This is a genomic window from Cognatundibacterium aquatile (assembly GCF_014699135.1).
Lineage (GTDB): Bacteria > Pseudomonadota > Gammaproteobacteria > Burkholderiales > Burkholderiaceae_D > Undibacterium > Undibacterium aquatile.
In genome coordinates this window covers 109,658-133,666 of record NZ_JACOFT010000007.1, presented here as the reverse complement: position 1 = coordinate 133,666, position 24,009 = coordinate 109,658, and the positions used below count along the sequence as shown (strand labels likewise).

The following is a 24,009-nucleotide window of genomic DNA, read 5'->3' as shown; positions in this document are numbered from 1 at the left end:
CGAAAAAAATAGTGGGTGCCGTCACTCAGAACTTTGATGGCTAAAATATTACAATAATTTGTATTTTTAAAAGATATACATTCAACCAGGCATTTTTCTCATAAATAAAGCTACTCTTAAAGTTTAAGCACGATAAAATAACCTACTTGCTTATTATGCAAAATTTTAATATTTCCAAATGGGAAGTTAAGCCATGCTAATTTACTGTAGTAGCTTTAATTTTGAACCCGAGGGCGGTCCACAGAAAATTGTAGACTGTATTGCGAAATGGGCTGGAACTCGAAGTGAAAAAAAAACGCAGATTGATGGTCAAAGATTAGCTGATGGCATCCGAGAATTGAGACTTAAAGACGGCAGTATCATATCTTCGCGAACTACAAAAACCGATGGAGAATTTGTTTATCCTTATCTATTCTCGGCACAACTATCCCATCCAGATAACATCGTCTCCGGAAGACGCTGGATAACTGAGATTGGTCTTAGACAAGAACAACAAAATCATACAATTGAATGCACAATTTTACTCAAAACCGACGAGGTAAGTCCTAGAGTAACGGCTGCAATTACTGTCACTAGACCGAAACTTATTGAACATTTAGTAAAAAAATGCAATCCCAGCTGGGATACGCCCGGGGTAAGATTAAAAACTCTAGATGAAGATAGCGCGAAATCGTTTCTAGCAGAAATAGAAAGAGAGCAAAGGCGAAATCCCATTGTATTAATTAGCCCTGACAGAGATGGTAAATATCTTGTTACACCCGAACGTGTGCGCTCTTTGTTAGTCGGAGTTGCAAACGTAGTTGTAGTCCCCCCATTTACAGATACCTACAAAATCGAAGAAATCGTAGAGCGCCGATATGGCGCTTGGGGTGGTGCCGTCAATATTATTTTTCAGCCCAGGCTAGGCGATAGGGGAATGTTTTGTGAATCAATTCTTCTAAAACCGACAGAAATATCATCGTTGTCAGAAAAAAAAGGGAAGGTTGAGTCAGAAATATTAGCAATTGTCACACATCGCACCAATTTACCTTATTCTTGGAAACACATATCGTTAGAAGTAGTTGCACAAGCAAAACTTCGAAACCAATTAACTAAGAGCATCGCTCTTGGAAAAGAAAATGAGGATGCGAAGGAGTATGTTGCACTTTTATCGGAAGCTGATCGAGAGTTACGAATTAAAGATGAGCAAATTTTATCTTTACAAAGTCAAATCGAATCTAAAGAGGTAACCTGTAACAGGTTGGAGTCAGATATTTCTGGATTAAAGCACGCGTTAAATGGAAGGCAATCTAGCGATGTTGATACCGAAGGGTTTGAGGCTTTAAAGCCACTTCGGTCATCCCTCCTGGCTCTGATTAACAAGAATCAAAATCTGGAACAATCATTACTCTTAATTAAAACACTATTTCCTGAGCGGGTGACCATTCTTGAAAGTGCACAAAATTCAGCGAACGAATCCGATAAAAACGGCTTCAAGTATGGAGACAGGGCTTTTGATTTGTTGATCAAGTTTGCTACAGAATATTGGCAGGCATTAGTTGACGGAGAAGGTGATCAAAAAGCCAAAGATATTTTTGGTCGATCTGGATTTGCACAAAATGAAGGAAGTGCATTAAGCACGGATGGAAAACGTCGTAGAACTTTTCATTATCGTGGTCGCAATATAATAATGGAGAAGCATCTGAAAATAGGAGTAAAAGATAGTTCAGCAGAGACTTTGCGCGTATTGTTTGAATGGTTCTCGGACGAAAGTAAGTTAGTTATAGGTCACTGCGGAAAACACTTAGATTTTTAACTGAAAATTATATTTTTTCCTATTTTAGGTTACGAGGGCTTAGTGCTTATGCTTTTACGCAAGCATTATCAGAGAACCAATTTCTCAGCGCACTGCATAAATTTATTTTGACGCAGTGCGCAAAAAGTCCTACTATCCGCTTTATGAAAATTTTTACCGACATGTCCTCACCAAATATCGCACGACGTCGCAGCTCGTTCTTCGAGCCTGGGACTATGTACGAGTGAGCGTGCGCGGTAGATGAGCGGCACCACAAGTATCAAGCCACAGGCAACTCCTGTGGCTTTTTTGTTATTCAGCACCCGATATTAGTCTCTACTACTCTTTTTTTACCCCTGCTTTGTCGACTTTAGGAGTCTTGAAATGGAATTCAGCCAGTACAACGTTAACGCTCTGATGTACATCACACCGCGCCCGGAAATCGTCTTTACGGAAGGCAGCGGCATGTGGCTGACGGATAACAATGGCAAGCGCTATCTCGATTACCTGCAAGGCTGGGCGGTTAATTGCCTCGGCCACAGCCCGGCTGTAATCCACGATGCGCTGGTCGCGCAATCTAAAAAACTGCTGAATCCATCTCCTGCTTTCTACAACGCGCCGATGATAGAACTGGCTTCGCGTCTGACCGAGCAATCCTGTTTTGACCGCGTGTTCTTTACGAACAGCGGTGCCGAAGCGAATGAAGGCGCGATCAAACTGGCACGCAAATGGGGGCAGTTGAACAAGAACGGCGCATTTGAAATCATCACCTTTGATCACAGTTTCCACGGCCGCACGCTGGCAACCATGTCGGCGTCAGGCAAACCGGGCTGGGACAAAATATTTGCGCCGCAAGTCACCGGTTTCCCGAAAGCAGATCTGAACGATATCGCTTCGGTTGAAAAACTGATCAGCGACAAAACCGTCGCTGTCATGCTGGAACCGGTACAAGGCGAAGGCGGCGTGTTGCCGGCCACGCGCGAATTTATGCAGCAACTGCGCGCACTGACGCAAAAACACGGCATCCTGCTGATCGTTGACGAAGTACAGACCGGCATGGGTCGCACTGGTGAATTGTTCGGCTATCAATTGTCCGGTATCGAGCCTGACATCATGACGCTGGCGAAAGGCATCGGTGGCGGCGTGCCGCTCGGCGCCTTGCTGTGCCGCGAAGCAGTCGCCTGTTTTGTGCCGGGCGATCAGGGCGGTACTTACAACGGTGCGCCATTGATGACTGCCGTTGGTATCGCCGTGCTGAAGGAATTGACCAAGCCGGGCTTCCTCGATGAGGTCAAAGAAAAAGCCGCGTATCTGAGCGCAGAACTGGTGAAACTGTCGGATGAATTCGGCCTGCAAGGTGAACGCGGTGAAGGCTTGCTGCGCGCGCTGAAACTCGGCGACAACATCGGTGCACAAATCGTTGAAACGGCGCGGAATATGGAACCAGTCGGTTTGCTGTTGAATTCACCGCGCCCTGATCTGCTGCGTTTCATGCCTGCGCTGAACGTGACGAAAGAGGAACTCGATCAGATGCTGGCGATGTTGCGCGAAGTGCTGAAGCAAATCAAAAAATAAGCGCTGAGCGTCAAAGTTTCACCGATAAAAAAAGCAGCCACGGCTGCTTTTTTTTAACGTCTGTTTCCTTATTTTTTGCCTGTATTTTGACGAATTTCAGCATACTCCCCCTATTTTTCTTGTTTTCGCCTTTATCTCAGCATAAACAAAGGGGCTTGCAACATACTCCCGGGGAGTATTATTCAGGCATTTTTCGGCACTTTTTCAATGCCAACGATAATTTGCCTGATTATGGCTTCACCACAAAGTGCATCACCGACCATGCTGGCAAGGTGTAACTGAACTGATTTTGCTTGATCGCACTCAGCCCCGCACGCATGGTCACGGCCTGACTGCTCGCATCCACACCCCACGCCTGCACAGAATTCAGCGCCACCGGATGGGCGATTTGCAAGCTGGCATTCAACGGTGTGCTGAGGCGGTTGATCGCAATCAGATGCACGGTATCCGGCGCGGCAGCACTGACTGCCGCATACACGGTGCCATTGCCGTTATTCGTCGAGACCGCTTTGACTGAGACTTCGGGAAACACCGATTTATTGCCGTCGTAATTGCGGAAAATTTTAAATCCGGCGGCGATATAGGCTTCGACATCACCGAAATACGTTGCCAGATGCACGCCCTGCTGACCAAAAGCGCCGAGCGCATCGGCCTGCGCAATCGCACCGCTCACATCATCTCTGCCACCAAAATCATATTCGGTCACGGCGAGTTTGGTGCCCGGATAAAAATCGGCAATCGACTGCTTGAGCTTGGGCAGAATTTCCAGGCCGCGCCCATCGGTAAAGCCGTTGCCGCCTTGCGTGATCCAGCTTGGTTCGACGTAGCTGCTGTCCCACAGACTGCGCGCTGCCTGCACGCGATTGGCCGGATCATACGACGCCTGTGAATAGTAATGAAACGAGAAAGCATCCAGCAAACGCTTGCCTGCCGACGCCGACGCTTTGCGCATCGTATCCAGATACACATTGGCAAATGTCATGCCGTTGTAGCGATAGCGGTCACCGGTGTTTTTGCTGAGATATGGCTCCGCATAATATTGATTCCAGTCCGCTGGCTGATGCGATTGCGAGCCATCCCAGACTGCCCACAAACTGAATAAACCGAGATAACCGCTCAGTGCCGGGCCAAAGGTTTGCGCGGAGCTGTCCATGCGCTTCACTGTTTTGGCCAGCGCCAGATTCTTTTGCATGACATCGCTGATCGTGGTCAGCTTCGGGTACAGATTTTCATGCGTGCCAGCGCCCTGACTGGATGGCCACACATGCCAGAGATCAGGTTCATTATCCAGCTCATAGCCTTTGACACCTTTGGTGGAAGATGCCTTGCCATATTTTTTGACGAGGAAATTAATTTCTTCATCGATATACACCACATTGTCGCTCAGCGATGGTGCCAGACTCAGGCTGCCTGCTGCCGTCGGTTTGTCATTCACAATATCAAGCCAGCGGCTGACATCGACATTCGATGGCCCGGCGGTGCTTTGCCATAAGTCATAACCTTTGCAGGTCGACGGCGGATACAGATTGACGATGTCTTTCGGCAGCTTGCCCGCAGCAGGCAATTGCAGCAAAGAGAAAGTGCCCAGCGCCAGCGACTGATCGTGGAACGCTTTAATCCCGGCCCCCGGTGCGTAATACGCCAGACCGTTGGTAGTGGACGGCTCCCCCGCACCGGTCGCGTATGTCACACCGGCATTTGAAGAATGGCACCAGTCGGCACCGGAATTGCTGACACCGTTTTCCCAGTTATAGCTGGTCATATTATTGCCACCGAGGCGGCGCGAAGTCAGATTCAGACTATCCAGATTCGCTTTGCCGCCATGCGCATCCCAGCCAGTGCGGCCATAACCGTCGGCGTAGGCATTGAAGCCGTAAATCAGCGGGCTGATGGTTTTGCGCTCGGCCTGAGTGTTAATACTGAAAGTGACGTTCTGCGCCATCACTAATGACATTTCTGTCGAAATACTAAGGATTGCAAGAACTTTGATGAAGTTGACTGGTCTCATGGCTCTCTCCGCCGGATAACTAAACTAATTGCGCGTTGATGGTCACGTAAGGCAGATCGGCCAACGTGTAAGGAAACAAATGTTGCTCTGCCGATGTTATAAATGGATAGTTGCCCAACATCAACAAAACTTACACTTCGGTAACACTTTTTATGATTTTTTGTAGGAAAAAAGAGGAGATTTGTTTTTCTTACCAGCTTTCTTTGCAATAAGTAATTTCAATAAATAATTTCAATCAATTAAGTTAAAGATCTTTCACATGAAACTACCCGCTGGTGTCACCCGCTACTTACCTTCGTCTGTTCTGCCGCGCAAACTGAGCAAAGGGCAGCCTCTCAACCTCGCTCTCAGGCTCGCGCTTGGGCTGACGCTAGTCAGTATTCTTCCGGCGGCGACGGCTGCACCGGCGTATTACCGCTTTCCTGGCATACGCGCAGAGACCGTGGTCTTTACTGCGGAAGGCGACTTGTGGAAAGTCGGCCTGCGCGGCGGACAGGCGCAACGGCTGACCACGCATCCGGCCGCAGAAACCCTGCCAGCGATTTCACGTGATGGGCTATGGCTGGCGTTTTCCGCCGCCTACGAAGGGGCAACTGAAGCCTATGTCATGCCGGTCAACGGCGGTTTGCCACAACGTCTGACATTTGAAAATGATGTCGTGAATGTGCTCGGCTGGACAGCTCAGGGCGAGGTATTAGTCAGCACACTCAACAGCACAGGGCCAAACGCGCACAGAGTCATTGCAGCGATTGATCCGAAAACGCAGTTGCGCCGCGTCTTCCCGGTTGCTGATGCGAATGAGGCGGCGCTCGATGACAGCGGCCGTTATCTGTACTTCACGCGTTTCGGCCTGCAAATGACCAATGACAATGCCAAACATTACCGTGGCGGCGCGACCGCACAATTGTGGCGCTATGACTTGCAGGGCAAAGCCGAGGCCGTCAATCTGTTTGCCAGCGACAGCAGCAATAACAAGCGGCCGATGTGGTATCAGGGTCGCCTGTATTTCATCAGCGACCGCGACGGCGCGTTCAACATCTGGACAGCCAACGCCGACGGCAGCAATCCACAACAACTGACGACGCATAAAGAGTGGGATGTCAGAAATGCCGCCATCGGTGACGGCAACATCGTCTATCAGCTCGGCGCCGATCTGCATGTACTGAATATTGCCAGCAAAGCCGATAACACCTTAGCGATTGATCTGACCTCGGACTTTGATCAGCAAAGAAAACGCCTGATCCGCACACCGCTGGAATATCTGAGCGATACCGAAATCGCCAGCAAAAGCGAGCGTCTGATTTTCACTGCACGCGGCCATGTCAGCATTGCCGGCACTGACCGCCAGCGTCGTGTCGATTTAGCGATTCCCGAGAATGCCCGTGCCCGCGCTGCCGTGTTCTCGCACGATGATCAGAGCGTCTATGCGATTGTTGACAGCTCCGGTGAAAATGAAATCTGGAAATATCCTGCCAACGGTATCGGTAAGGCAGAAATGCTGACCCACAATGGCGATGTGCACAGGCTCAATATTTATCCGTCTCCGGATGGCAAATCACTGGCACATACAGATAAACGTGGTCGCGTCTGGCTGCTGGATCTGGCAACGAAAAACAACACCATCATTGATGACGGCGGCAAAGCAGGCTTTGACCGTTACGGTGATATCGTCTGGGCACCGGATAGTAAAACGCTGGCCATCGTGCGCCCGGATAGCAACAGCGGCCGCCAGCAAATCGGTTTGTATTCATTCGCCAGCAAACAACTGCATTTCGTCACCGGTGATCGCTATGAATCGCATACGCCGGTATTTTCCACCGATGGCAAGTGGCTGTATTTCTTATCTGAACGCCACTTCGAGGTCGGTAATCGTTCGCCCTGGGGTGACCGCAATCTCGGCCCCAGCTTTGACAAACGCACAGGCATTTATGCCCTCGCCTTGCAGACAAAAAATCGCTTTCCGTTTAAAGCGGACGATGAGTTAAGTAAGCTCAGCAACAAAGCCGACGCAAAACCAGCAGAAAAAAACACTGAAAAAGCCAACGAAAAAACGGCAGAGAGATCACCGGATACAGATGCCAAATCAGCCGACACCAAAGCCAGCAAAGCAGCATTACCCGCCATAGAATATGCGGGACTCAGCGAACGTTTGTATCAGGTGCCACTGGCTGCCGGTAATTACGGCGGCTTAGCGATTGACGACAAGCGTCTGTATTTCGTTGAATCAGAAGGCCATGAAGGACGCGGCACGCTGAAGACACTCGCCATCAGTAAAAACCCGGTACAACCAGAAGTATTCGTCAGCGGAATCCGTCAGTTTGATTTATCCGCCGACAAAAAACATGTGTATTACAAAACCGCTGCCAATAACGGTGCCAGTGATTTTGTGATCGTTGAAGCAGGTGCGAAAGCACCCAACGATATCAGCAAGGCGAAAGTCAGCATCAATGACTGGAGCTTCACATCCGACCCGCGTCAGGAATGGCGTCAGATGTTCGGTGACGCCTGGCGCATGCACAGAGATTTTCTGTACGATGACAACATGCGTGGCGTGGACTGGAAAAAAATGCGCGACAAATATGCGCCTTTGGTCGAGCGTGTCACTGACCGCAATGAATTGAATGATGTGCTGGCGCAAATGGTCAGCGAAGTCGGTGCGCTGCATTCGCAATTCCGTCCCGGTGATATACGCAAAGCTGCTGCCGAAGGTGCACCAGCAACGCTGGGCGCAGTGTTAGCCCGCAGCAAAGACGGCTATAAGATCGAGCATATTTATCGCAGCGAACCGGAGTTACCAACAGAGCGCAGCCCGCTGGCGCAACCCGATGTCGATGTCAAAGAAGGCGATGTCATTCTGAGCGTCAACGGCAAGCCGGTCATGGAAGCGCGTGATATTGCCGATCTGCTGCTGAATCAGGCCGACAAGCAAGTCTTGCTGCAGGTAAAACGCGCAAATCAGGCGCCACACAATGTCATCGTCACGCCTGTCAGTATGACGAAACATGCGAATCTGCGATACAGCGACTGGGAACAAAGCCGCAGCGCACGCGTTTACGAAGCATCGAAAGGTAAGATAGGTTATCTGCATCTGCGGGCCATGGGTGCGCAAGACATCAATGCGTTTGCACGCGAGTTCTACAGCAATTTCAATCGTGACGGCCTGATCATCGATGTGCGCCGCAATCGCGGCGGCAATATCGACAGCTGGATCATAGAAAAATTATTGCGTAAAACCTGGGCGTTCTGGTCACGCGGTAACAATCAGCCTTACACCAATATGCAACAGACCTTCCGTGGTCATCTGGTGGTGCTGGTGGATGAACTGACCTATTCTGACGGCGAGACTTTCGCAGCTGGCGTGAAGGCATTGAAACTCGGGCCACTGGTTGGCAAACGCACGGCTGGTGCCGGTGTCTGGCTGTCCGATGGCAACAGCCTGGCAGACAACGGCATGATACGTGCAGCAGAAAATGCCCAGTTCGGCATGGATGGCCGCTGGCTGGTTGAAGGCGTCGGCGTGACACCGGACGTGGAAGTCGACAACATGCCGCATGCAACCTTCAGCGGACAAGATCAGCAACTCGAAAAAGCCTTGCAAATGCTGACCGATAAACTGCGCGAACAACCGGTCAAAAAACTGGTGCCGCAAGCGATTCCACCGCTGAAATAAACCCGCTGTCATTCAAAGCATCAAGCCCGGTCAAGTTAATGACCGGGCTTTTTTTTGGGGGCAGAGGTCGCAATATCAGACCAGAAGGTATTGCGTTAACCGGTTGAACCAACCGGGGCTTTTTTTAAATTATCGATATCCATGCGCAGTGGGCGGTTTTGAGCTTCCAATTCCCAGATACGTATTTGATCCGCGGCGAGTGGCTTGCCTATTCCTGGCAGCCCGCTTTATTCTGCCCGCACCTGAGTGAGCCAGCAACGGACTGCAGTCTCGCTGAACTTCATATCTTTGCAGACTTGCGATACGCTCAAGCCTTGATCATGAATCATGCGGACAGCCTGCAGCTTAAAATTGGCGTCAAATGTTCTTCTTTGCTTTGCCATTCTTTTTCCCTCGATAGATGAATTATCCACCTATCCTGGTGTCCATTTTTATTAGACAACTGAAGCGGCGCGAGATAAATTCGGCCGGAATAGTGAGATAAATGGGTTTTGCTGATTTTACGCTGTTGGAAACTTAATTACACCTAGCAAAATAATAAGGGGCTGAACAAGCCCCTTATCTTTTAGTGCTTCAAACTGATCGTCAGGCCTCGACTACATAGACTTGGGCACCGGCGAATGTCATCTGATGCTCAACTGGCAGGCTTTCATTTACCGTTTCCTGTGTGACTGACCATATTCCGGATTCCCGCATTGGTGCAACGATCTTAATATGTCCGCCTTGCATTACGGCCAGCAATACCTTTTCTCTTCCGTCCCTTGATCGTAGGGGCATTCTGAAGCTATCTGACCTTGGTATCACACCGCCGTTGCTATCACGAAGCTCTGCATTAAAAGTCAGCACCGTCCCGACTGTGCAGGTAACGTCATTCACGCCATCGATAATCACCTGGTTGGCATGGTCTGCGTCAGCAGTAATTGCTGTGATAGCCAGCAGTGGACGTACTGCAGGCGCGACCTCGTTGACTGCTGCCGGCATTGGTTCGCTGCACACCGTCCATCCAGCCAACGTCATTCGTACATATTCTCCGTCCTGGACAGTTTCGGGTATCGGGCTAGCTGTCCAACCAGAAGCAACAGTTGCATCGTCCTCTACGACTTGGGTATGGCCAGTCCAGTAACCGGCTCGGCCTATTTGATAAAGAGTGATCATTGTGTGTCCTTATTTAAGACGGCACACGAGGCCGGGAAGATAAGGGAGCTGCAGGTAGTTACTATAGTCATTGGCGAAGACATAACTATTGACCTGTAACTTGTTCGGTACTCCTTGGACAAAGTTAACGGTCTTATAGGAGCCGGTATTTGCGTTGTACCAATTGATATGCGCCGTGGTATACGAAAGAAAACGGGGGGCATCGGAAGAGTTGGAGAGACCACCTACAAAATTGTCAGCGCAGCGCGTTGTACGGACTACCAGCGCACCACCACCTGATGGATAAGCAAAATGCCGATCGCTCGACGGAATGCGATCAACAACGATTGCTTCTGACATGGCAACGTTAGCAATGCCGTAGATTGATCCAACTTTCATCGATCCTGCATTCATGCCACCGACTGAGCTTTTTAAACCTGTGGTTAAATCAAAACGTTGGCCTGTCACTGGGTTTGACAGCGTATTTGTCAGCAAGCGAATACCGGTATTATCAAGACCAACATGCACTATTTGCGGTGTTCCTGACCATCCAGCTGGTAACTTGTAAGTTGCGCCTCCCCGATTGAGGTAATAGTTACCAGCTGCCGAGGTAAGGTACTGCCGTCCAGATGAAACCGAGGTTGTTGACGTGCCGACATAGTTCGTCGAGTAAGGTATCTGAGAATTGGTGAGTCCTGAAAATGCTGTCCCACTGAAGTTGAGCTTTCTAATCGCCCATGAACCAGCAGCGTAAGCGGCGAAGTGCAACTCGCTGTTACCAGCGGAAATTACCCGTCCACCCAACAGGCGGCATTGTGAATCGCTGGTGCCATCGCTGTTAACAGTAAAACTGTAAGCCATATTACTGGCGGTATTGAATGCGACGATGTAGCTTGAAAACGGGTTAGTCTCGCCAAAATAAAAGCTGAAATAATAATATCCGGCACCGCTACTGCTCATTTCAGCGTCAGCCGATACAGATAAAAGGTTCAGTGCTCCAGCGGTAACGTTGGCCAGTTGTTTTGGTGTGCTCCAGGTTTGTCCCAGATCATTAGAAAATACGACCGAATAGTTAATCTGCGCGGCGTCATTACCGCGTATAACAAGCAGCAAGCGATTGCCGCCAAACCATTCCAGATGTTCAACCGTAAAGTTGGTAGAACCGTAAGGCATTGCACTCAAGTCATAAGGTGCCCAATTCGCTCCTGCATCCGTTGAGCGCCATAAGCGCAGACCAGAAATCGACGATGCACCGTTTTGACTTGGCATGAATACAAACGTATCACCAACAGCGACTTGCTTGCCGGCAGACATCGATGTCACGCCGGCACGCATGGTTAAGACCGTTTCGACCACAGTTGGTGTACTGTCGAAAAATCGTGCATCCCCAATAATGGAAATAGCATCAGGATGCTGCGCACGCGATATTAAAGAGCCATCAAGGTGGCTCCAACCCTGTTGCAGAATTGCAGGATCAACCGCAAAGCTAGGCAATACGCAGCCCGCTGGCGGCTTTGACTCACGCGCCACCGCATAGGTAATAGGGTCAAATGACATGATTACACCTCTGTTGCGGTCATGCCTGTCAGGCGGCCGCTCGTATAGTTATAGGTTTCGGTTCGCGTCACGCCAGCATAAGTAATTACAACACTAGCCACCGTTCCGTCCAGGTTGTAGCTGATGGTCGTTGTACGCTGACTGCCGGCGACGGTCTCAGTGATGGTCTGAGCACGTCCCTGAGCGTCATACAACATTCCCATAGAGGCAGGCTTGGACACGTTCTGCAGAAAATCACTTTGCAGATTCGCTTTCCATGCCTGCATTTCTGCTTCCCATGCGTGTAAATCAGCCCATGTAGCACTTTTCCAGACATCAAAGCTGGCCAACGTAGCTGCTTTCCAATCGGCGATATGGGTTTCCGCATCGCCCTGGTAGCTCGCAATGGCATTTTGCAGTGTCGTAATGGCGGCGATCGCTGCCTGACGCTTGTTCTCGATCTCAAGTAATTTGCTCGCCGCGCTGTCGAGGTTCTGGTTCATCTGATCAAAAGCGGGGGCCAATACTTCATTCATGCGCACCAAGCCAAAATCAGTCACCGTCCGTACAACTTCTTCCCACGTGACGCGTAACTCTTCGATCGACGCTAGCCGCAAGTCAAGATCTTGCCAGATGGGATTGAAATAACGCTCGGACAGCAGCGTCATTCCATCCCTCATGCGGTATTTATCAAACCGGTTTGGCATCGCTTACCTTGTCCAAAACCGTTTTTAGTACGTCACCACGCAATACAACGTCGTGTCCTGGGTACATTACTTGACCAAACAGCTCGACGCGTTCTTTCAACTGCACCTGGTACTGCTGATCATCTTCAATTTTTTTCAAGTTCATTACAAAGCTCCCTATCAATGAATTAGCTGGCGATATCGGTACGCTCGACAACAACAAACGGCGCTGACGCGGCATTGCGGCCACCGACCAGTTTTATCTGGTAATTTGTCACGCCTGCTGGTGTGAACGTGTAGATAAAGCGTTTTGCCTGGCCATCTGGTTCATCTTTGACGATGGTCGTTACTGGTGTGAGAGATGAGCCACCGGACTTCAGTGTGCAAGCGAGTGTGTGATTGGCCTGATCCCACTGAGCAACAACAACCTGCACCTGAACGCTGCTCGTCGCTGCTGCCAGGTTGCGTAATTTAGACCAGTGAGTAAATCCTATCCCGGCGCGACTGGCAGTTAATGCGTTATTTGCCAATTGGAATGCCGGAGCCAGATCACTGGTACCGACCATCACAGCACGCAACGGAACGATGTCGGGAGTGTTGGCCAGACGGTTAATAGGATCTCCGAGTTTGTACCATTTACCACCGACCTGAATTTCATACGTCAGCTCACAACCTTTCGGTACAACCTGTGGTGCAGAAATAGAAAGGTCAGAAATACCGCCAGCCAATGAAATAGGATTCAGCATCACCTCAACACGTGGTTGCTGAAACTGAGCCGCATACAGTGTGAACATCAGATCTTTTGTCAGATCACCGCTGAAGTAGTCGCCATCGGTACCGAAGAACAATGTTCCCTGAGTGTAGTTATTGCCCGACACGGTGGCCACACGATGATCGCCTTGCGTAATGATGACGATAGCGTAGCGTTTGCCAGCTTCCAGCAACACTGGTGGCACCGCAATTCCAGTTTCTGTCGGATATTTTTTAAGGTCACCACGGGCAACATTCACTTTGGTAACCGTCTTTCCGAGTACAGGCTTACCACCATCCGTTTCAGTGACCACCACAACAACATCCCCAGTTGCGCCCACCTGAGTGAATTGAAGGCCGATTTTAGTCAGCCACATTGCATTTGAGACCAGGAGCGTCTGGCCAATGATTGCTCCGTTATAGCTGGTTGTGACTGTATCGAGCTGGTATGTGGTTTCTGTGTGACTGGTGTAATAGCCATAGTAGCCAGACCAGCCATATCCGGCACCATAATAATTCCAGTACCAACTGTTATACCAACCACCGTAATAGTTGTAGTTGTAGCCGTAATGGTAGTCCCAGACCGTGGTCGTATATTCACGGAGTACCTGACTTTGCACCTGATACTGGCTGATTGAAATGTCACCCGAATAGCCAGTAGTCTGAATGCGTGCTTTCGATTCATAAGCAGGCAGGATCAAGTCTGTCGCGCTGCGTGCGATCGCGACATCGTAAGGATTGAATAAGGACAGCGCTGCCTGCGCTTGTGCTGACAAAGGAAAGATCAGACCATTCTTAATTTGGGAGCTATAACCGGCACCTTGATCATCAGTCTTACTGATGTCCCCGAAGTAATCAGCCTCATAACTTGCATACGCGCTCGGCAAGTTGAGTTTGGCTTTAACCCGGGCAATATCGTTAGCCAGCTCGATGACATTGGCGCGCTTGGCCAGATCGCTGGTTTTGTTTGCCAGTGCAGACAGATCGGTCGCAATAGAAGCAATGCGCGGCTCGGCCAAATTGCGCCAGGCTTCCTGTTCAAACAAACGTCCTTCGTGATCACGCACATTTGGCAGACGGGCCCGCACAATCATCTCGATACGTTCGATACCGGTGGCCGTCAAATAAATATAGGCGATCGCCAATGTATTGGTTTGTATGACAGGCGGCTGCGGATCGACTGATTCAGAACCAGGCAGCAAGTTAATGTTGCATGCGTTCAAACGCTGCATCGGAACAGCTTGTGGCTGTGTCGCACCTGTCGTCAGGTCGGTGAGGAAATCGCGAGGCTCAACTTGGGTATCGGTCTCTTTTCCCCACAGAACGACTGCAACGCATTTCTTCGTCACCAGCGGCAGATATTGAAACAGATTCAGTGTTTGCACCTGTTCCGATACGTAGACTTTTCCATCGTTATAAAACCGAAGAGCATCAACCGTAATTTCAGTTGCACTGACTGGCGAGACCAGGCCACCAGTGAAATGCAGTGCATTTGAGATTGCATCTTGCCTCAAATGCTGCAAAGTAACTGCAGAGTATGACTGGATGTTATTCAGGTCTGCGCTCTGCAGCTCCTGACGGTCACGAAAGACGACTTGCTTTTCCATAGGTTCTCCTAATTGATGGTCCAAGCACCAGCGCACAGTACGCCAGCGGTGTTTTGTTCACCGGCTGTGGCCGGGCGATTAATTGATGTATCGAGACAGATTCTGTCGGCCGCACGTGCAACGTCGCGCATTGATTCCAGACAGTCATTTAAGTTTGTTTGCGGTTGTTGAACCAGATGGCCATGTGTAAAGCGCCATACAGCTGTCGGCTGGATGTTGCCAACTATTTTGACGGCCAACTCTGCATGAAAAGGTGGCATCGATAAGCGCCCCTGATTCAAATGCAAGCCGACCGCACGGCGTCCGACAGCGACATCTGGCGAGAAAAGATATAAGCGCTGAAATAAGCGGTCACGCGCCGTTGATACTTGCATCTGTCCATGCAAGACTTGTCCAGCAAATAGTCCTGACGCATTCCCTGGCATCGCTACCTGATCGTACTGTGTCTCCAATACACTCAACCCAGGCTGTACCACGCTACGTTGCACCGTTTCGCTACTGTCCTGATAGGTTTCAGTAAGCTGAAGAGAGTAAATACGCTTGCCAGCGTCTGACTTCGCTAAATGATGTGGGAAATGGTTGCAAAACGAATGTCTTCCTCCTTTTCCTTCTGCGCGTATTTCCGTCACGGTAGTGGCCACATGGGTGGCGGTAGTCGTTTTACGCTCTACAACACTCAATTCTGTTTCCTGTCCGTTAACCCAGAGATATGCACGGGGCACTACCCGTAACAACGCATCGCTGATCAATGGGAAGGTTCGCCCAAGAAAAGCCCCGGACAGCATCCCACCCTGACGTTGTCCGACGACACGGTGTCGATACAAGCGCAACTGCGGGTAACGACTCACAAATTCATTACGTTCAGCCACGGTCTGCGCTGGTGCTGCAAACAGTTTTGCAGGTGGCGTGATTGCCCCGATCAATTCAGCACCTGCGTCTTTCGCTGCTAAACGAAAGCCAGCCAATGTGCCTTTCAATTGATGACGCAATAAGCTGGTTCTGATCAACGAACGTTGCTCGGCCGTAGTGTTGGCATGCTGCCAGGCGACCGTATGACGGATATGAAACTGGTCGGCTAAATGTGGCAACACCGATGCCGGCACATTCCGCACATCATGCGCAATGACAGTATCAACGTCCAGGTAAGTAATACGCTCAGCCAGCTTTGCCAATGCGGTCACATTTGGATCTGTTGCCAGCGAAGGTTGAATCAGGACGTTAGCCATCTGCCATCCCCGCAATCACTACGCTGATGGTTGAACAGTCCGCCCACTGATGAGCACCCAGAGTTTGCAAAGACGGAGATAGCAACTCGACTTTGTAAACACCCTGAACACTCTGCAATAATTCAATGATCTGCGACGGCACGACATCACGACCAAGGCGGCGACGTAGTTGTGCTACCCAGTTTTCGAGACGTTCCTGTGCTTGTCGTTGCGCATCGGCAAAGGATGAGCCACTGTATAGCGTCAAACGTGCTTCAATCTGAAAAACGACTGGAGTCGCCGCAATCACAACGACCTCATCTGTCGCTGGACGGATGTCTTCTCGATTTAATTGCGTCCGCAAAATATCTAACAAGGCGCTGTCAGGTGCCCCGGCATCTGTCATAGCGGATACGCGAACCGCGCCCGGACGATCGGAGCTGATACCGACATCGAGCAACTCTGAATGCGCCGATAAAGCATGGTAGCGATATGCGGCTAACGTTCCGCAAGCTGGACGCTCTGCAGCCAGGCGAACTCTGTTTCTGAATCGTTCATCGTCTTCATCGACAGATCCACCATAACTGGCACTGACGTTCTGTACGGTTGCCGCTACACCAAAGCTATCGAGCAAAACAGAAATCTGATTATTAGTCAGACCATTCGCACGAGTGCCAGAACTCAATGCAGATGCCCAGACTTCAACACTCATTGAGCCAGCTAGTGCCGTGGCATCGGTCATGGTGGCAAAGGTAAATGCAGCTCCGGCATCCTGTGCGCGTGTACCAGCCGGAATCACAATCTTGTCGATTAATGGACTCGCAAAATTAAAGCGGAGCAATGTACGGGGCTTTCCTCCAGCCAAACGACGACAGCCAAGGTATTCACCGAGGTAATCCAGATAAGGTGCGCGGGCAAAAGACACCAGATTCTGCTTGCCTGCATCCTGAATCGCTTCGCGTGTCATGCTTTCACGATAGGCGGTCAAGTTAATCAGTAGCCGCTCTACCTGAGCTGGGTACAAGGTGCGATCTGTTAGCGTCTCAAACTGCGCGATCATTTCTTCAATCACTTGTTGCGGATCGCGGGTAACAAATTCAGGATCAGCCAGTCCGGTTAAAGGTAGTAAACTCATATCGTGACCTCTGTCTGGTTTTTCTGGCCAGCGATTTCCCAGACAATTCGCAAAATGATATGCCCTGGCTCAGATCCTGATCGAGGCGAAATACTGATCAAATTAATGCGCGGCTCAAACGTTTCTATTGCATCCCATGCTTCACGCACAATATGCGGTATCGCTTGAGAAATAGGGGCATCGATATAGCGCCAGAGATCACATGCAAACTCCGGCCGGAGTGGATCTGATCCTTTCGGCGTCGTCAGAATGACTTGAATGCATTGGGAAATATCGTCTGCATCTGTAACGACGTTACCTGGTCGATTAAGCGCCAGTTGCCAATGGGAAGCAGAGATTTGAGTGAGTGGAGTCATGGCACCATCGTGCCAAGAATGTCGGATAAGCGATATTAAAGCAGTTGAAGAATTGTTTTAGCCCGCAAATACATTGCCTGAACCGGTCGCTGCATGACCGCAGCTGGCTTGATCTCCTTGCCGGCAAATAGGGATACGATGGGCAAATACGGTAACAGAATGAGACGCCATGACTGGACCGCCATGCACGCCGGGGCCATGTCCGGAAACAGCAGCACCTTTAACAGCGATCGGTGTACCGTTGACGAACACTTTGGGCGCGAGTACGCCAACAATAGTACCTCCGGCCGTGTCTTGGGTAATGCGGGATATGCCTGGCATAATCAGTTCAAATCTATTCGTGCTGCGGTCAAACTCAGATTGCCTGTGGCCTTGATCTCAATATTACCTACGCACTGGATCGTCAGCTGATGCTCGGCGCGGTCATACTCAATGGTGGTTCCATCATCGAAGCGCACATGACGCTTGTCTTTGTTGGTGACTGGTGGCAAATCGGCCTCTGAATATACCGAGCATAAAATGACGCCACTTTCCGCATTCGCATCCATCAAGCAAGCTACATGTTCCCCTACGTCGAGCATCCAGTAGCTCTTATCTTTAAACGATTTTTGAACGGCTATCGGTAGAAACATACTTTCCAAACCATCCAAATCATCGAACCGGACACGCGCTTTAACACCGCTCTCGTCAATCGCTGAAACTACACCAAATTTAAAACTTGCCTGTTGCTGCTGAAGTTCATTCATTTCAATACCACTTTCCCATTCTCGACGTTGGCTACCTTCAGCTTGTTTTTATTGCCGGCAGCAATGGCTGTTCTTCTCAATTCCAGTTCTGTCGTGTAACCGCTGCTGCTTTCCTGGCTATGATGTGACTTTGAAATTTGATAACGTCCACTCAAATTCCCGAAGCCTTCCAGCTCAACATTCATTCCTGCAACCAATTTCGGATTCCCCCAGAGACTTAACGTAGCGGTCGTCGCTTCATCATTTGCTCTGTTGATTGCGGCTTTGGCTTTACTCTTTGCCTGTTCGGGTGATTCTGCACGAGTATTTAACTTGAGACTGTCTGCAGAAGGCTTGGCAACGACCTTCTTGTCAGATGCCACCTCGTATGTCACGACGGCTTTCTTTTGAGGATCGTGATAGCTGACCTTAGCGCTTGAGGGCGTTCCTTTTACTTTATCCCGGAATGCATAGCGCGTCAGGTCATTGATGCCAATCACTTGCACGCCTGGAGCTGCTCGCAACTCTTCCAGGGAATAAAAAATAAGTTGATCATCGCGCACGTTGAACGCATAGCCGTATTCCTGTGCCAGACGTTTGAGGAATTTCATGTCCTCTTCATGCATCTGCGTCACCCGCTTGATGGGAATCGCTTCAACGTTTCCGACCACTTTGAGTTTCTGCCGGTCTGCCACGGTCTTAACGATACCGGCCAGCGTGGTGTCTTCATACGCCTTTCCCTGATTCGTGCGTAACTCTTTCATTACACTGGCAGCCAAGGCTCGAATCCTCACCGTCGATGGCGGACCTTCAATTTCGATCTCGTCAATTTCAAAGTCACCGCAATCTACCAGCGCCTGGCCTTGATAACCCATACGCAAATTGAGCCTGTCTCCCATGACGGGATACCATGCCTGCCACCAACGGCCATCGCTGTCTTCAAGTGAAATCTCCAGACTGTCTGATTCATCCCCATCGAGGTTGTCGGTATAACTGACCGAGAGCTTGAATGGCGTCAGATCCGCCGTTATGTCCCGTTGGTTGTAGGTCAGAACAAAGACCGGGACTGCAACACCTAACGTTTCCATGGCGGTACATCCTGTGGCAATAGCCGATCTTCCTCTTCCAGAATGGGGACACGTACCGGCAATCCTCCCACCAAAACCGGCTGCAGACGCAAGTGTTCATTAGCCTCAGACAACGCACTTATCTTGGTTGAATCACCGTAATACATGTGCGCAATTTGATCCCAACGTTCACCGTCCTTCGTGATGTGTTCAATATATTCCATCATTAACCGCCTTTCGTTGGCGCACGGCTACCGTTTTTTGCAAAGCCGTCACGTGCATCCACCACAGGTTTTTCTGTACTACTTTTCTTTGCTGCAGCGGTGCGTTTTTTCTTCGCTGCTTTTTTTGCTTGTGCTCTTCGTGTTTCCAGGACTCGCGGCTCGACATATTCACGTAATGTTGCCGTCGCCTCCAGCGCGATCAGCGAACCGGTTTTGTCAGTTTGCTTACTTGATGCAGTGGCATCAACCAGAACAAACCACCCCTTGTAATCCCCATTGCCCAGTACAAATTGATGTGCCTCTGCGGATTGCACCATTTGCCGCAATTTGAGTAACTCTTTTTCCGGATCACAAAAGCTGGAGTGAAATACGAGCTGCAGCTGAAATTCATCTAACTTATCGCCGATCCATTGGAGGCGAGGCTTGCGACCGATCAACGCGTGCTCAGCATAGTTCGCGCCAAACTGCAGATCCATTCCATCAAAGTAGGTAATCAATTCAAACTCGGTCTCACCAAGCACTGCGTACATCAGATACTCCTGCGTTGTTGTTGGTTTAACACCCGCTTTATCAAACGCTCCAGTTCTTCCATCGACAAATGGAGCGCATCGGTGACCGCGCCAGCGACATCGCCACCGCCGCCCTGGATAGTAATTTGTGGGCTGAATTGAATGTGAATACCCGATGAGCTGTCGCCACCCTTAGCTCCAGCACCACGCGCTGCGCCAGATCCACTTACCGCGCTATTCGCAGCACCTTGCGCCATATTTTTTGCTGCGCCACTGGCCAGCTTTGCTGATCGACCGATACCGATGGCAGCACCTTCGGCAATGTTGTCGCCAAACCCCATGAACACACGTGATGGCGACTTAATACCCAGCGTATTGGCAAACCAGTTCTTTATGTCGGAGCCGAAACCAATAATGGCGCTTTTGGCAGCAGAAAGTTTATTGGTGATACCGCCAACCAAGCCTTGGATAAGCATTTTGCCAAAGCTACTGAAAGTAGTCGGTAACTGAATACCAAAGTAACGCAGGACAGCTGAAAACCCACGATAGAACAAGCCCACTGGAGACCAGTTCAGGATTAAGCGGCCGATACCAAGTATTCCGCCAGAGAAGGCAGTACGAATTTCATTCCACACTGAACTAAAGAATGCCCTTGATTTCGCCCATCGAAAGAGCACGCCCATTGGAGACCAGTTGAAAATCAGACGACCAACGCCACGAATGCCACCAGAAAAAGCGCTACTGATATCACTCCAAACGTTACCAAAGAAGGTCTTTATTTTTTCCCAGTGCTGGACAATCAAACGAGCGCCACCAACAACCGGAAAAATATAGTTCAAGATCGAGTAACGCTTGAATATGCCATCGACACTGGACCATAGATTGGTGAAAAACTGTTTGATCGGTGCCCAGTATTTCCAGATGAGGTACGCACCGACAGCAATCCCCGTGATGATCGCACCGATCGGGTTCATCATCATGGCCCGTCCCAACCAAAGTACAGCCTGCCCAGCAAGACGAATGCCACTCAACAGTCCGCCACCCAATAGCCTTCCAAGCGTCATGGCACCGCGTCCCAACCAAGAAAAACCCGATGCAAGTTTTGTCGCAGTAGATGCTCCTACTCCGAATAACTGAAAGACCATCGCCAGCCGTGATCCACCGCCAAGCAGCAAAGCACGGAACAAGGTGTACTTCGCTGAGACAGAGGTAAGACTGGTGGCCAGCATGAGCATTGGCGATTTAACGAAGAAATTCAAACCCCAACCGAGTGCCAGGGTAGCGATCTTCATACCGACGACGGCGGTCATAAATCCGACGACCGCACGGATTGCGCCTGGATGTGCTTCAGCAAAATCACCGATTTTCCCAATGATGGGTGTCAGTGTCGTCAGAAGACTTTTTAATGTCGGTACTAATGCGTTACCGATAGTGATGCCGACATCAGATACCCGTGTTTTGAATCGATCCCATGCTTTATTCGCTGTTTCAGCACGTTTCTGGTAATCGACATCGATGGTTCCCATTGCGTCTTTACTGCCCATTTGCTTTTTATTGCTCTGGTACTTATCCCAGTTCTGGCGCATGGCCAGTAAATGATTAATCGTCTGGATGTCCTGGAAAACTTCGCTTAACCCAAAGCTCTCCATCAGCTTGCGCTGCGCTTCTTCATCTCCTTTGCTGCCAGCTTCCTTCCACTGTTTCATGAAGCCGTCACCGCGTGATGCAATAAATTTCTGAGCGATCTCTAATGACGCTTCATAACTTGAATAACCGCCAGCCACCAGATTCTGCATCGACTGCTGATAATCAACACCAGCCTTGGTGTAGGCTTCCTTCGTGTGTTTGGTATTCATGTGCGAAAGCCAGTTACGTAAGTTCGTAACGGCTTCCTCACCCGAACCGGCACCTTCTCGACCAACTTCAAGGCTGGCAATGATCTGAGTCAACGCTTCCTGCCCTTTGATACCTTTGGCTGCAAACGCTGCAGTCATTTCAGGCAGCGCTTTTGCCATATCTTTCAACTCAAAGCGCCCCAATTTTCCACCATAGGCAGCGCGATTAAATGCCTCTTTTAATGCTTCGTCTCCTTTAATTCCGAGAGTTTCAGACAGTGAGAAAACCATGCCAGCAAGATCTTTCATGTCCGCATTCGTCGCGGTGGCGACTTTGCCTAACAGATTAGAGTAGGTGCCTGCCTGATTCGCATTCATACCAGCTGCGACCAAGGTGTTGACGCCGACTAAAATCGCCTCATGTGACTGACTTGTAGCCAATGCGGCCTTACGGACAGTTACACCTAACCTGATCTCTTCATCTTTGGCGAGGTTGCCTGTGATAGCAATGTCTCGCAATCCTGCTTCAAAATCAGCAGATTTCTTGACAGAGCCGACGACAGGAGCCGCGACGGTGGCTGCGGTAGCAAAGGTGCCAAACATCTCACCCTTCATTTCGTTTCTTGCAGCCCGGAGAGAGTCGCCTTTCGCCAGTTGTCCAGCTAATCTGACCTGCTTTTGTCTTACCTGGTCGATGCTCTTGCCGAGCAAGTCATATTGCCTCGTCAGGGCTGTCAAGTTTCTTGCTGGATGTGCCATGGCTTTTGCCATGGCATCACCCAGGCGGGTTTGTCGCGTCTTGAGATCGTCTGCAACTTTCCCTAAGCCGATCAGGGTCGTTTTTGAGCCAGCTAACGCCGTACCAAAACTGGCCAGTAACGTGGCACCGATCTTGACGCCTATATAAAACTCACTTGCCATAAGGGGTTTTCTGGTTTTAGAATGAACGAATGAACACTGACGACATCGCCGAAATCATCGCCACGACAACAACCACTTTGCTTCTTGCGGCATTGTTGGTGTGGCTTGTCGTAACGCTCCCGTTATGGAGCGTTCCTATCGTGTTCGCACTGGCTGCTTTTTTTTGCTTGGCGTTGTTGGGACCGGTGGTTGCTATCGGTGCTTACTGTATTGCCGGGATATTCGCAGCGGCTAAATGGCTGATCAGTCATCGCCGTGTTCGCGTTTAATCTGCACACTTGCTTCCTTGACCCAGTCCCTGAACTCATCCAGCATCAAGCCATCAATCTCACTCGGCTGAAACCGGAACCACCTCGCTAGTAGACCCATCCCTGACTGGAGATGCTGGGGTGACACCCAAGTATTCCAGAAATCGTACTTTCACCTGCTGATAGTCTGCAGCATCCATTTCGTCCAGGTCTTCGGGAATGATGTTGCACATACGGCTGATGCCCAGAATTTCCAGCAAGACTTCATCGCTGCCGGCTTGCTTTCCGATGGCTTTTAAATCTTTGACTTTGAGACGACGTAACTCAAGTGATGTGATGCTGACACCAGCAGCGGTGGTGAAAGGAAATTGCAGATCCATAGTAAGCCTCATTTGAACGTTATTAGGAAGGGAGTCCTATTGTCGGTTCCGATGCTTATCAGGTCAGTTAAACTGCATTAAAAGAAAACGCCCCAAGATAACTTGAGGCGTTTTTGAATATGATTGCTTTAGTATCTAACTATCCACCGATATTTTCCCTGTAGGTCGCCAGCATGTCTTCGCCGTTGACTTTAAACACGTTGGCCAGATAATCCAGTTCCAGTACCTCCTTCCCCTTGACGACTTGTTTAATGTACGTCGCTGTAAATGACGAACTGAACTCTGCGTTGTCATGCTGCTTGAAAGTACCAAGTGGATTTTTCTTAAACATGACCGTCAGAAACGTCACTAACGAAACCTCTTCAACCCGGCCGCCGGACGTGTACGTTTCGATACTGGAACGGCACTGTATCTGCACGGTTTTAAATGGGTTTGCCATTGCAGCGGCGGATTCTTCATACAATGAATTCCATTTTATCTCTCCCTCAAGCTTATCAAAGCCAGACGGGAGTTCGATTTTACCCACCATGCCGAGCGCTTTATGTTCGGCCATAATCGCAGTAATATCAGGCAGCTTTACTTCTTCAGCACGCCCAAGCATGTTAGTGCCTTCAAGGTAAATATTGGCATTCACAATACGGTTCACTTGGATTTTTGACATAAA

The 24,009-nt window shown here is 49.8% G+C and carries 22 protein-coding genes; 4 read left to right on the top strand and 18 right to left on the bottom strand.

Annotated features, from left to right (window positions below; genetic code table 11):
- Positions 1–193: 193 nt before the first annotated feature.
- Both H8K26_RS16920 and H8K26_RS16915 read left to right on the top strand, forming a co-directional pair.
- On the top strand, positions 194–1,795 hold the full coding sequence (locus H8K26_RS16920; protein ID WP_190481123.1) for a hypothetical protein: 1,602 nt from the start codon (positions 194–196) through the stop codon (positions 1,793–1,795).
- 363 nt (positions 1,796–2,158) lie between these two features.
- Complete coding sequence (locus H8K26_RS16915; RefSeq protein ID WP_186898556.1) at positions 2,159–3,349, top strand: acetylornithine transaminase; 1,191 nt, start codon at positions 2,159–2,161, stop codon at positions 3,347–3,349.
- A 229-nt stretch (positions 3,350–3,578) separates the two neighbouring features.
- Here H8K26_RS16915 and H8K26_RS16910 read toward each other — a convergent pair whose 3' ends face one another.
- Positions 3,579–5,357, bottom strand: coding sequence for a glycoside hydrolase family 44 protein (locus H8K26_RS16910; RefSeq protein WP_190481121.1), 1,779 nt, complete (start codon positions 5,355–5,357; stop codon positions 3,579–3,581).
- Positions 5,358–5,616: 259 nt separating this feature from the next.
- Between H8K26_RS16910 and H8K26_RS16905 the strand changes: the two genes are divergently transcribed.
- On the top strand, positions 5,617–9,027 hold the full coding sequence (locus H8K26_RS16905) for a S41 family peptidase (RefSeq protein WP_190481119.1): 3,411 nt from the start codon (positions 5,617–5,619) through the stop codon (positions 9,025–9,027).
- 227 nt (positions 9,028–9,254) lie between these two features.
- Here H8K26_RS16905 and H8K26_RS18055 read toward each other — a convergent pair whose 3' ends face one another.
- The 15 genes from H8K26_RS18055 to H8K26_RS16830 all read right to left on the bottom strand — a co-directional run bounded on the left by H8K26_RS18055 (position 9,255) and on the right by H8K26_RS16830 (position 22,717).
- A complete protein-coding gene (locus H8K26_RS18055; RefSeq protein WP_190481117.1) occupies positions 9,255–9,410 on the bottom strand; it encodes a transposase in 156 nt (51 codons plus the stop codon).
- A 202-nt stretch (positions 9,411–9,612) separates the two neighbouring features.
- Positions 9,613–10,044, bottom strand: coding sequence for a hypothetical protein (locus H8K26_RS16895; protein ID WP_190481114.1), 432 nt, complete (start codon positions 10,042–10,044; stop codon positions 9,613–9,615).
- Between the two features lie 147 nt (positions 10,045–10,191).
- Complete coding sequence (locus H8K26_RS16890) at positions 10,192–11,718, bottom strand: sialidase family protein (protein WP_190481112.1); 1,527 nt, start codon at positions 11,716–11,718, stop codon at positions 10,192–10,194.
- A 2-nt stretch (positions 11,719–11,720) separates the two neighbouring features.
- Entirely contained in the window at positions 11,721–12,365 is a 645-nt protein-coding gene (locus tag H8K26_RS16885; RefSeq protein WP_190481110.1) for a hypothetical protein, read from the bottom strand.
- Positions 12,366–12,387: 22 nt separating this feature from the next.
- Positions 12,388–12,549 carry a hypothetical protein gene (locus tag H8K26_RS16880; RefSeq protein WP_190481108.1) on the bottom strand — a complete coding sequence of 54 codons (162 nt, stop codon included), beginning with the start codon at positions 12,547–12,549 and terminating at the stop codon, positions 12,388–12,390.
- Positions 12,550–12,571: 22 nt separating this feature from the next.
- Positions 12,572–14,740 carry a hypothetical protein gene (locus H8K26_RS16875; protein WP_190481107.1) on the bottom strand — a complete coding sequence of 723 codons (2,169 nt, stop codon included), beginning with the start codon at positions 14,738–14,740 and terminating at the stop codon, positions 12,572–12,574.
- 8 nt (positions 14,741–14,748) lie between these two features.
- Positions 14,749–15,966: a phage tail protein gene (locus H8K26_RS16870; RefSeq protein WP_190481105.1), complete on the bottom strand. Its 1,218-nt coding sequence runs from the start codon at positions 15,964–15,966 to the stop codon at positions 14,749–14,751.
- Complete coding sequence (locus H8K26_RS16865; protein ID WP_190481103.1) at positions 15,959–17,080, bottom strand: baseplate assembly protein; 1,122 nt, start codon at positions 17,078–17,080, stop codon at positions 15,959–15,961. The genes H8K26_RS16870 and H8K26_RS16865 overlap by 8 nt, the downstream gene beginning before the upstream one ends.
- Positions 17,077–17,436 (bottom strand): GPW/gp25 family protein, encoded by a 360-nt coding sequence (locus H8K26_RS16860; RefSeq protein ID WP_190481101.1) that lies wholly within the window; start codon positions 17,434–17,436, stop codon positions 17,077–17,079. The genes H8K26_RS16865 and H8K26_RS16860 overlap by 4 nt, the downstream gene beginning before the upstream one ends.
- Positions 17,437–17,493: 57 nt before the next feature.
- Positions 17,494–17,757 carry a PAAR domain-containing protein gene (locus tag H8K26_RS16855; protein WP_190481099.1) on the bottom strand — a complete coding sequence of 88 codons (264 nt, stop codon included), beginning with the start codon at positions 17,755–17,757 and terminating at the stop codon, positions 17,494–17,496.
- A 2-nt stretch (positions 17,758–17,759) separates the two neighbouring features.
- On the bottom strand, positions 17,760–18,182 hold the full coding sequence (locus H8K26_RS16850) for a phage baseplate assembly protein V (RefSeq protein ID WP_190481097.1): 423 nt from the start codon (positions 18,180–18,182) through the stop codon (positions 17,760–17,762).
- Positions 18,179–19,249: a phage late control D family protein gene (locus H8K26_RS16845; protein WP_190481095.1), complete on the bottom strand. Its 1,071-nt coding sequence runs from the start codon at positions 19,247–19,249 to the stop codon at positions 18,179–18,181. The genes H8K26_RS16850 and H8K26_RS16845 overlap by 4 nt, the downstream gene beginning before the upstream one ends.
- Positions 19,237–19,455, bottom strand: coding sequence for a tail protein X (locus H8K26_RS16840; protein ID WP_223827083.1), 219 nt, complete (start codon positions 19,453–19,455; stop codon positions 19,237–19,239). Before H8K26_RS16840 ends, H8K26_RS16845 begins: the two co-directional genes overlap by 13 nt.
- Entirely contained in the window at positions 19,455–19,982 is a 528-nt protein-coding gene (locus H8K26_RS16835) for a phage tail protein (RefSeq protein WP_190481092.1), read from the bottom strand. Before H8K26_RS16835 ends, H8K26_RS16840 begins: the two co-directional genes overlap by 1 nt.
- Positions 19,982–22,717, bottom strand: a complete 2,736-nt coding sequence (locus H8K26_RS16830; protein WP_190481090.1) for a phage tail tape measure protein — start codon at positions 22,715–22,717, stop codon at positions 19,982–19,984. Before H8K26_RS16830 ends, H8K26_RS16835 begins: the two co-directional genes overlap by 1 nt.
- A 29-nt stretch (positions 22,718–22,746) precedes the next feature.
- Here H8K26_RS16830 and H8K26_RS16825 point away from each other — a divergent pair, with 29 nt between their 5' ends.
- On the top strand, positions 22,747–22,986 hold the full coding sequence (locus tag H8K26_RS16825; protein WP_190481088.1) for a hypothetical protein: 240 nt from the start codon (positions 22,747–22,749) through the stop codon (positions 22,984–22,986).
- A gap of 59 nt (positions 22,987–23,045) precedes the next feature.
- Here the strand turns inward: H8K26_RS16825 and H8K26_RS16815 are convergent, their stop codons facing one another.
- Complete coding sequence (locus tag H8K26_RS16815) at positions 23,046–23,345, bottom strand: phage tail assembly protein (protein ID WP_223827082.1); 300 nt, start codon at positions 23,343–23,345, stop codon at positions 23,046–23,048.
- 139 nt (positions 23,346–23,484) lie between these two features.
- Positions 23,485–24,006, bottom strand: coding sequence for a phage major tail tube protein (locus H8K26_RS16810; RefSeq protein WP_190481082.1), 522 nt, complete (start codon positions 24,004–24,006; stop codon positions 23,485–23,487).
- Positions 24,007–24,009 lie beyond the last annotated feature (3 nt).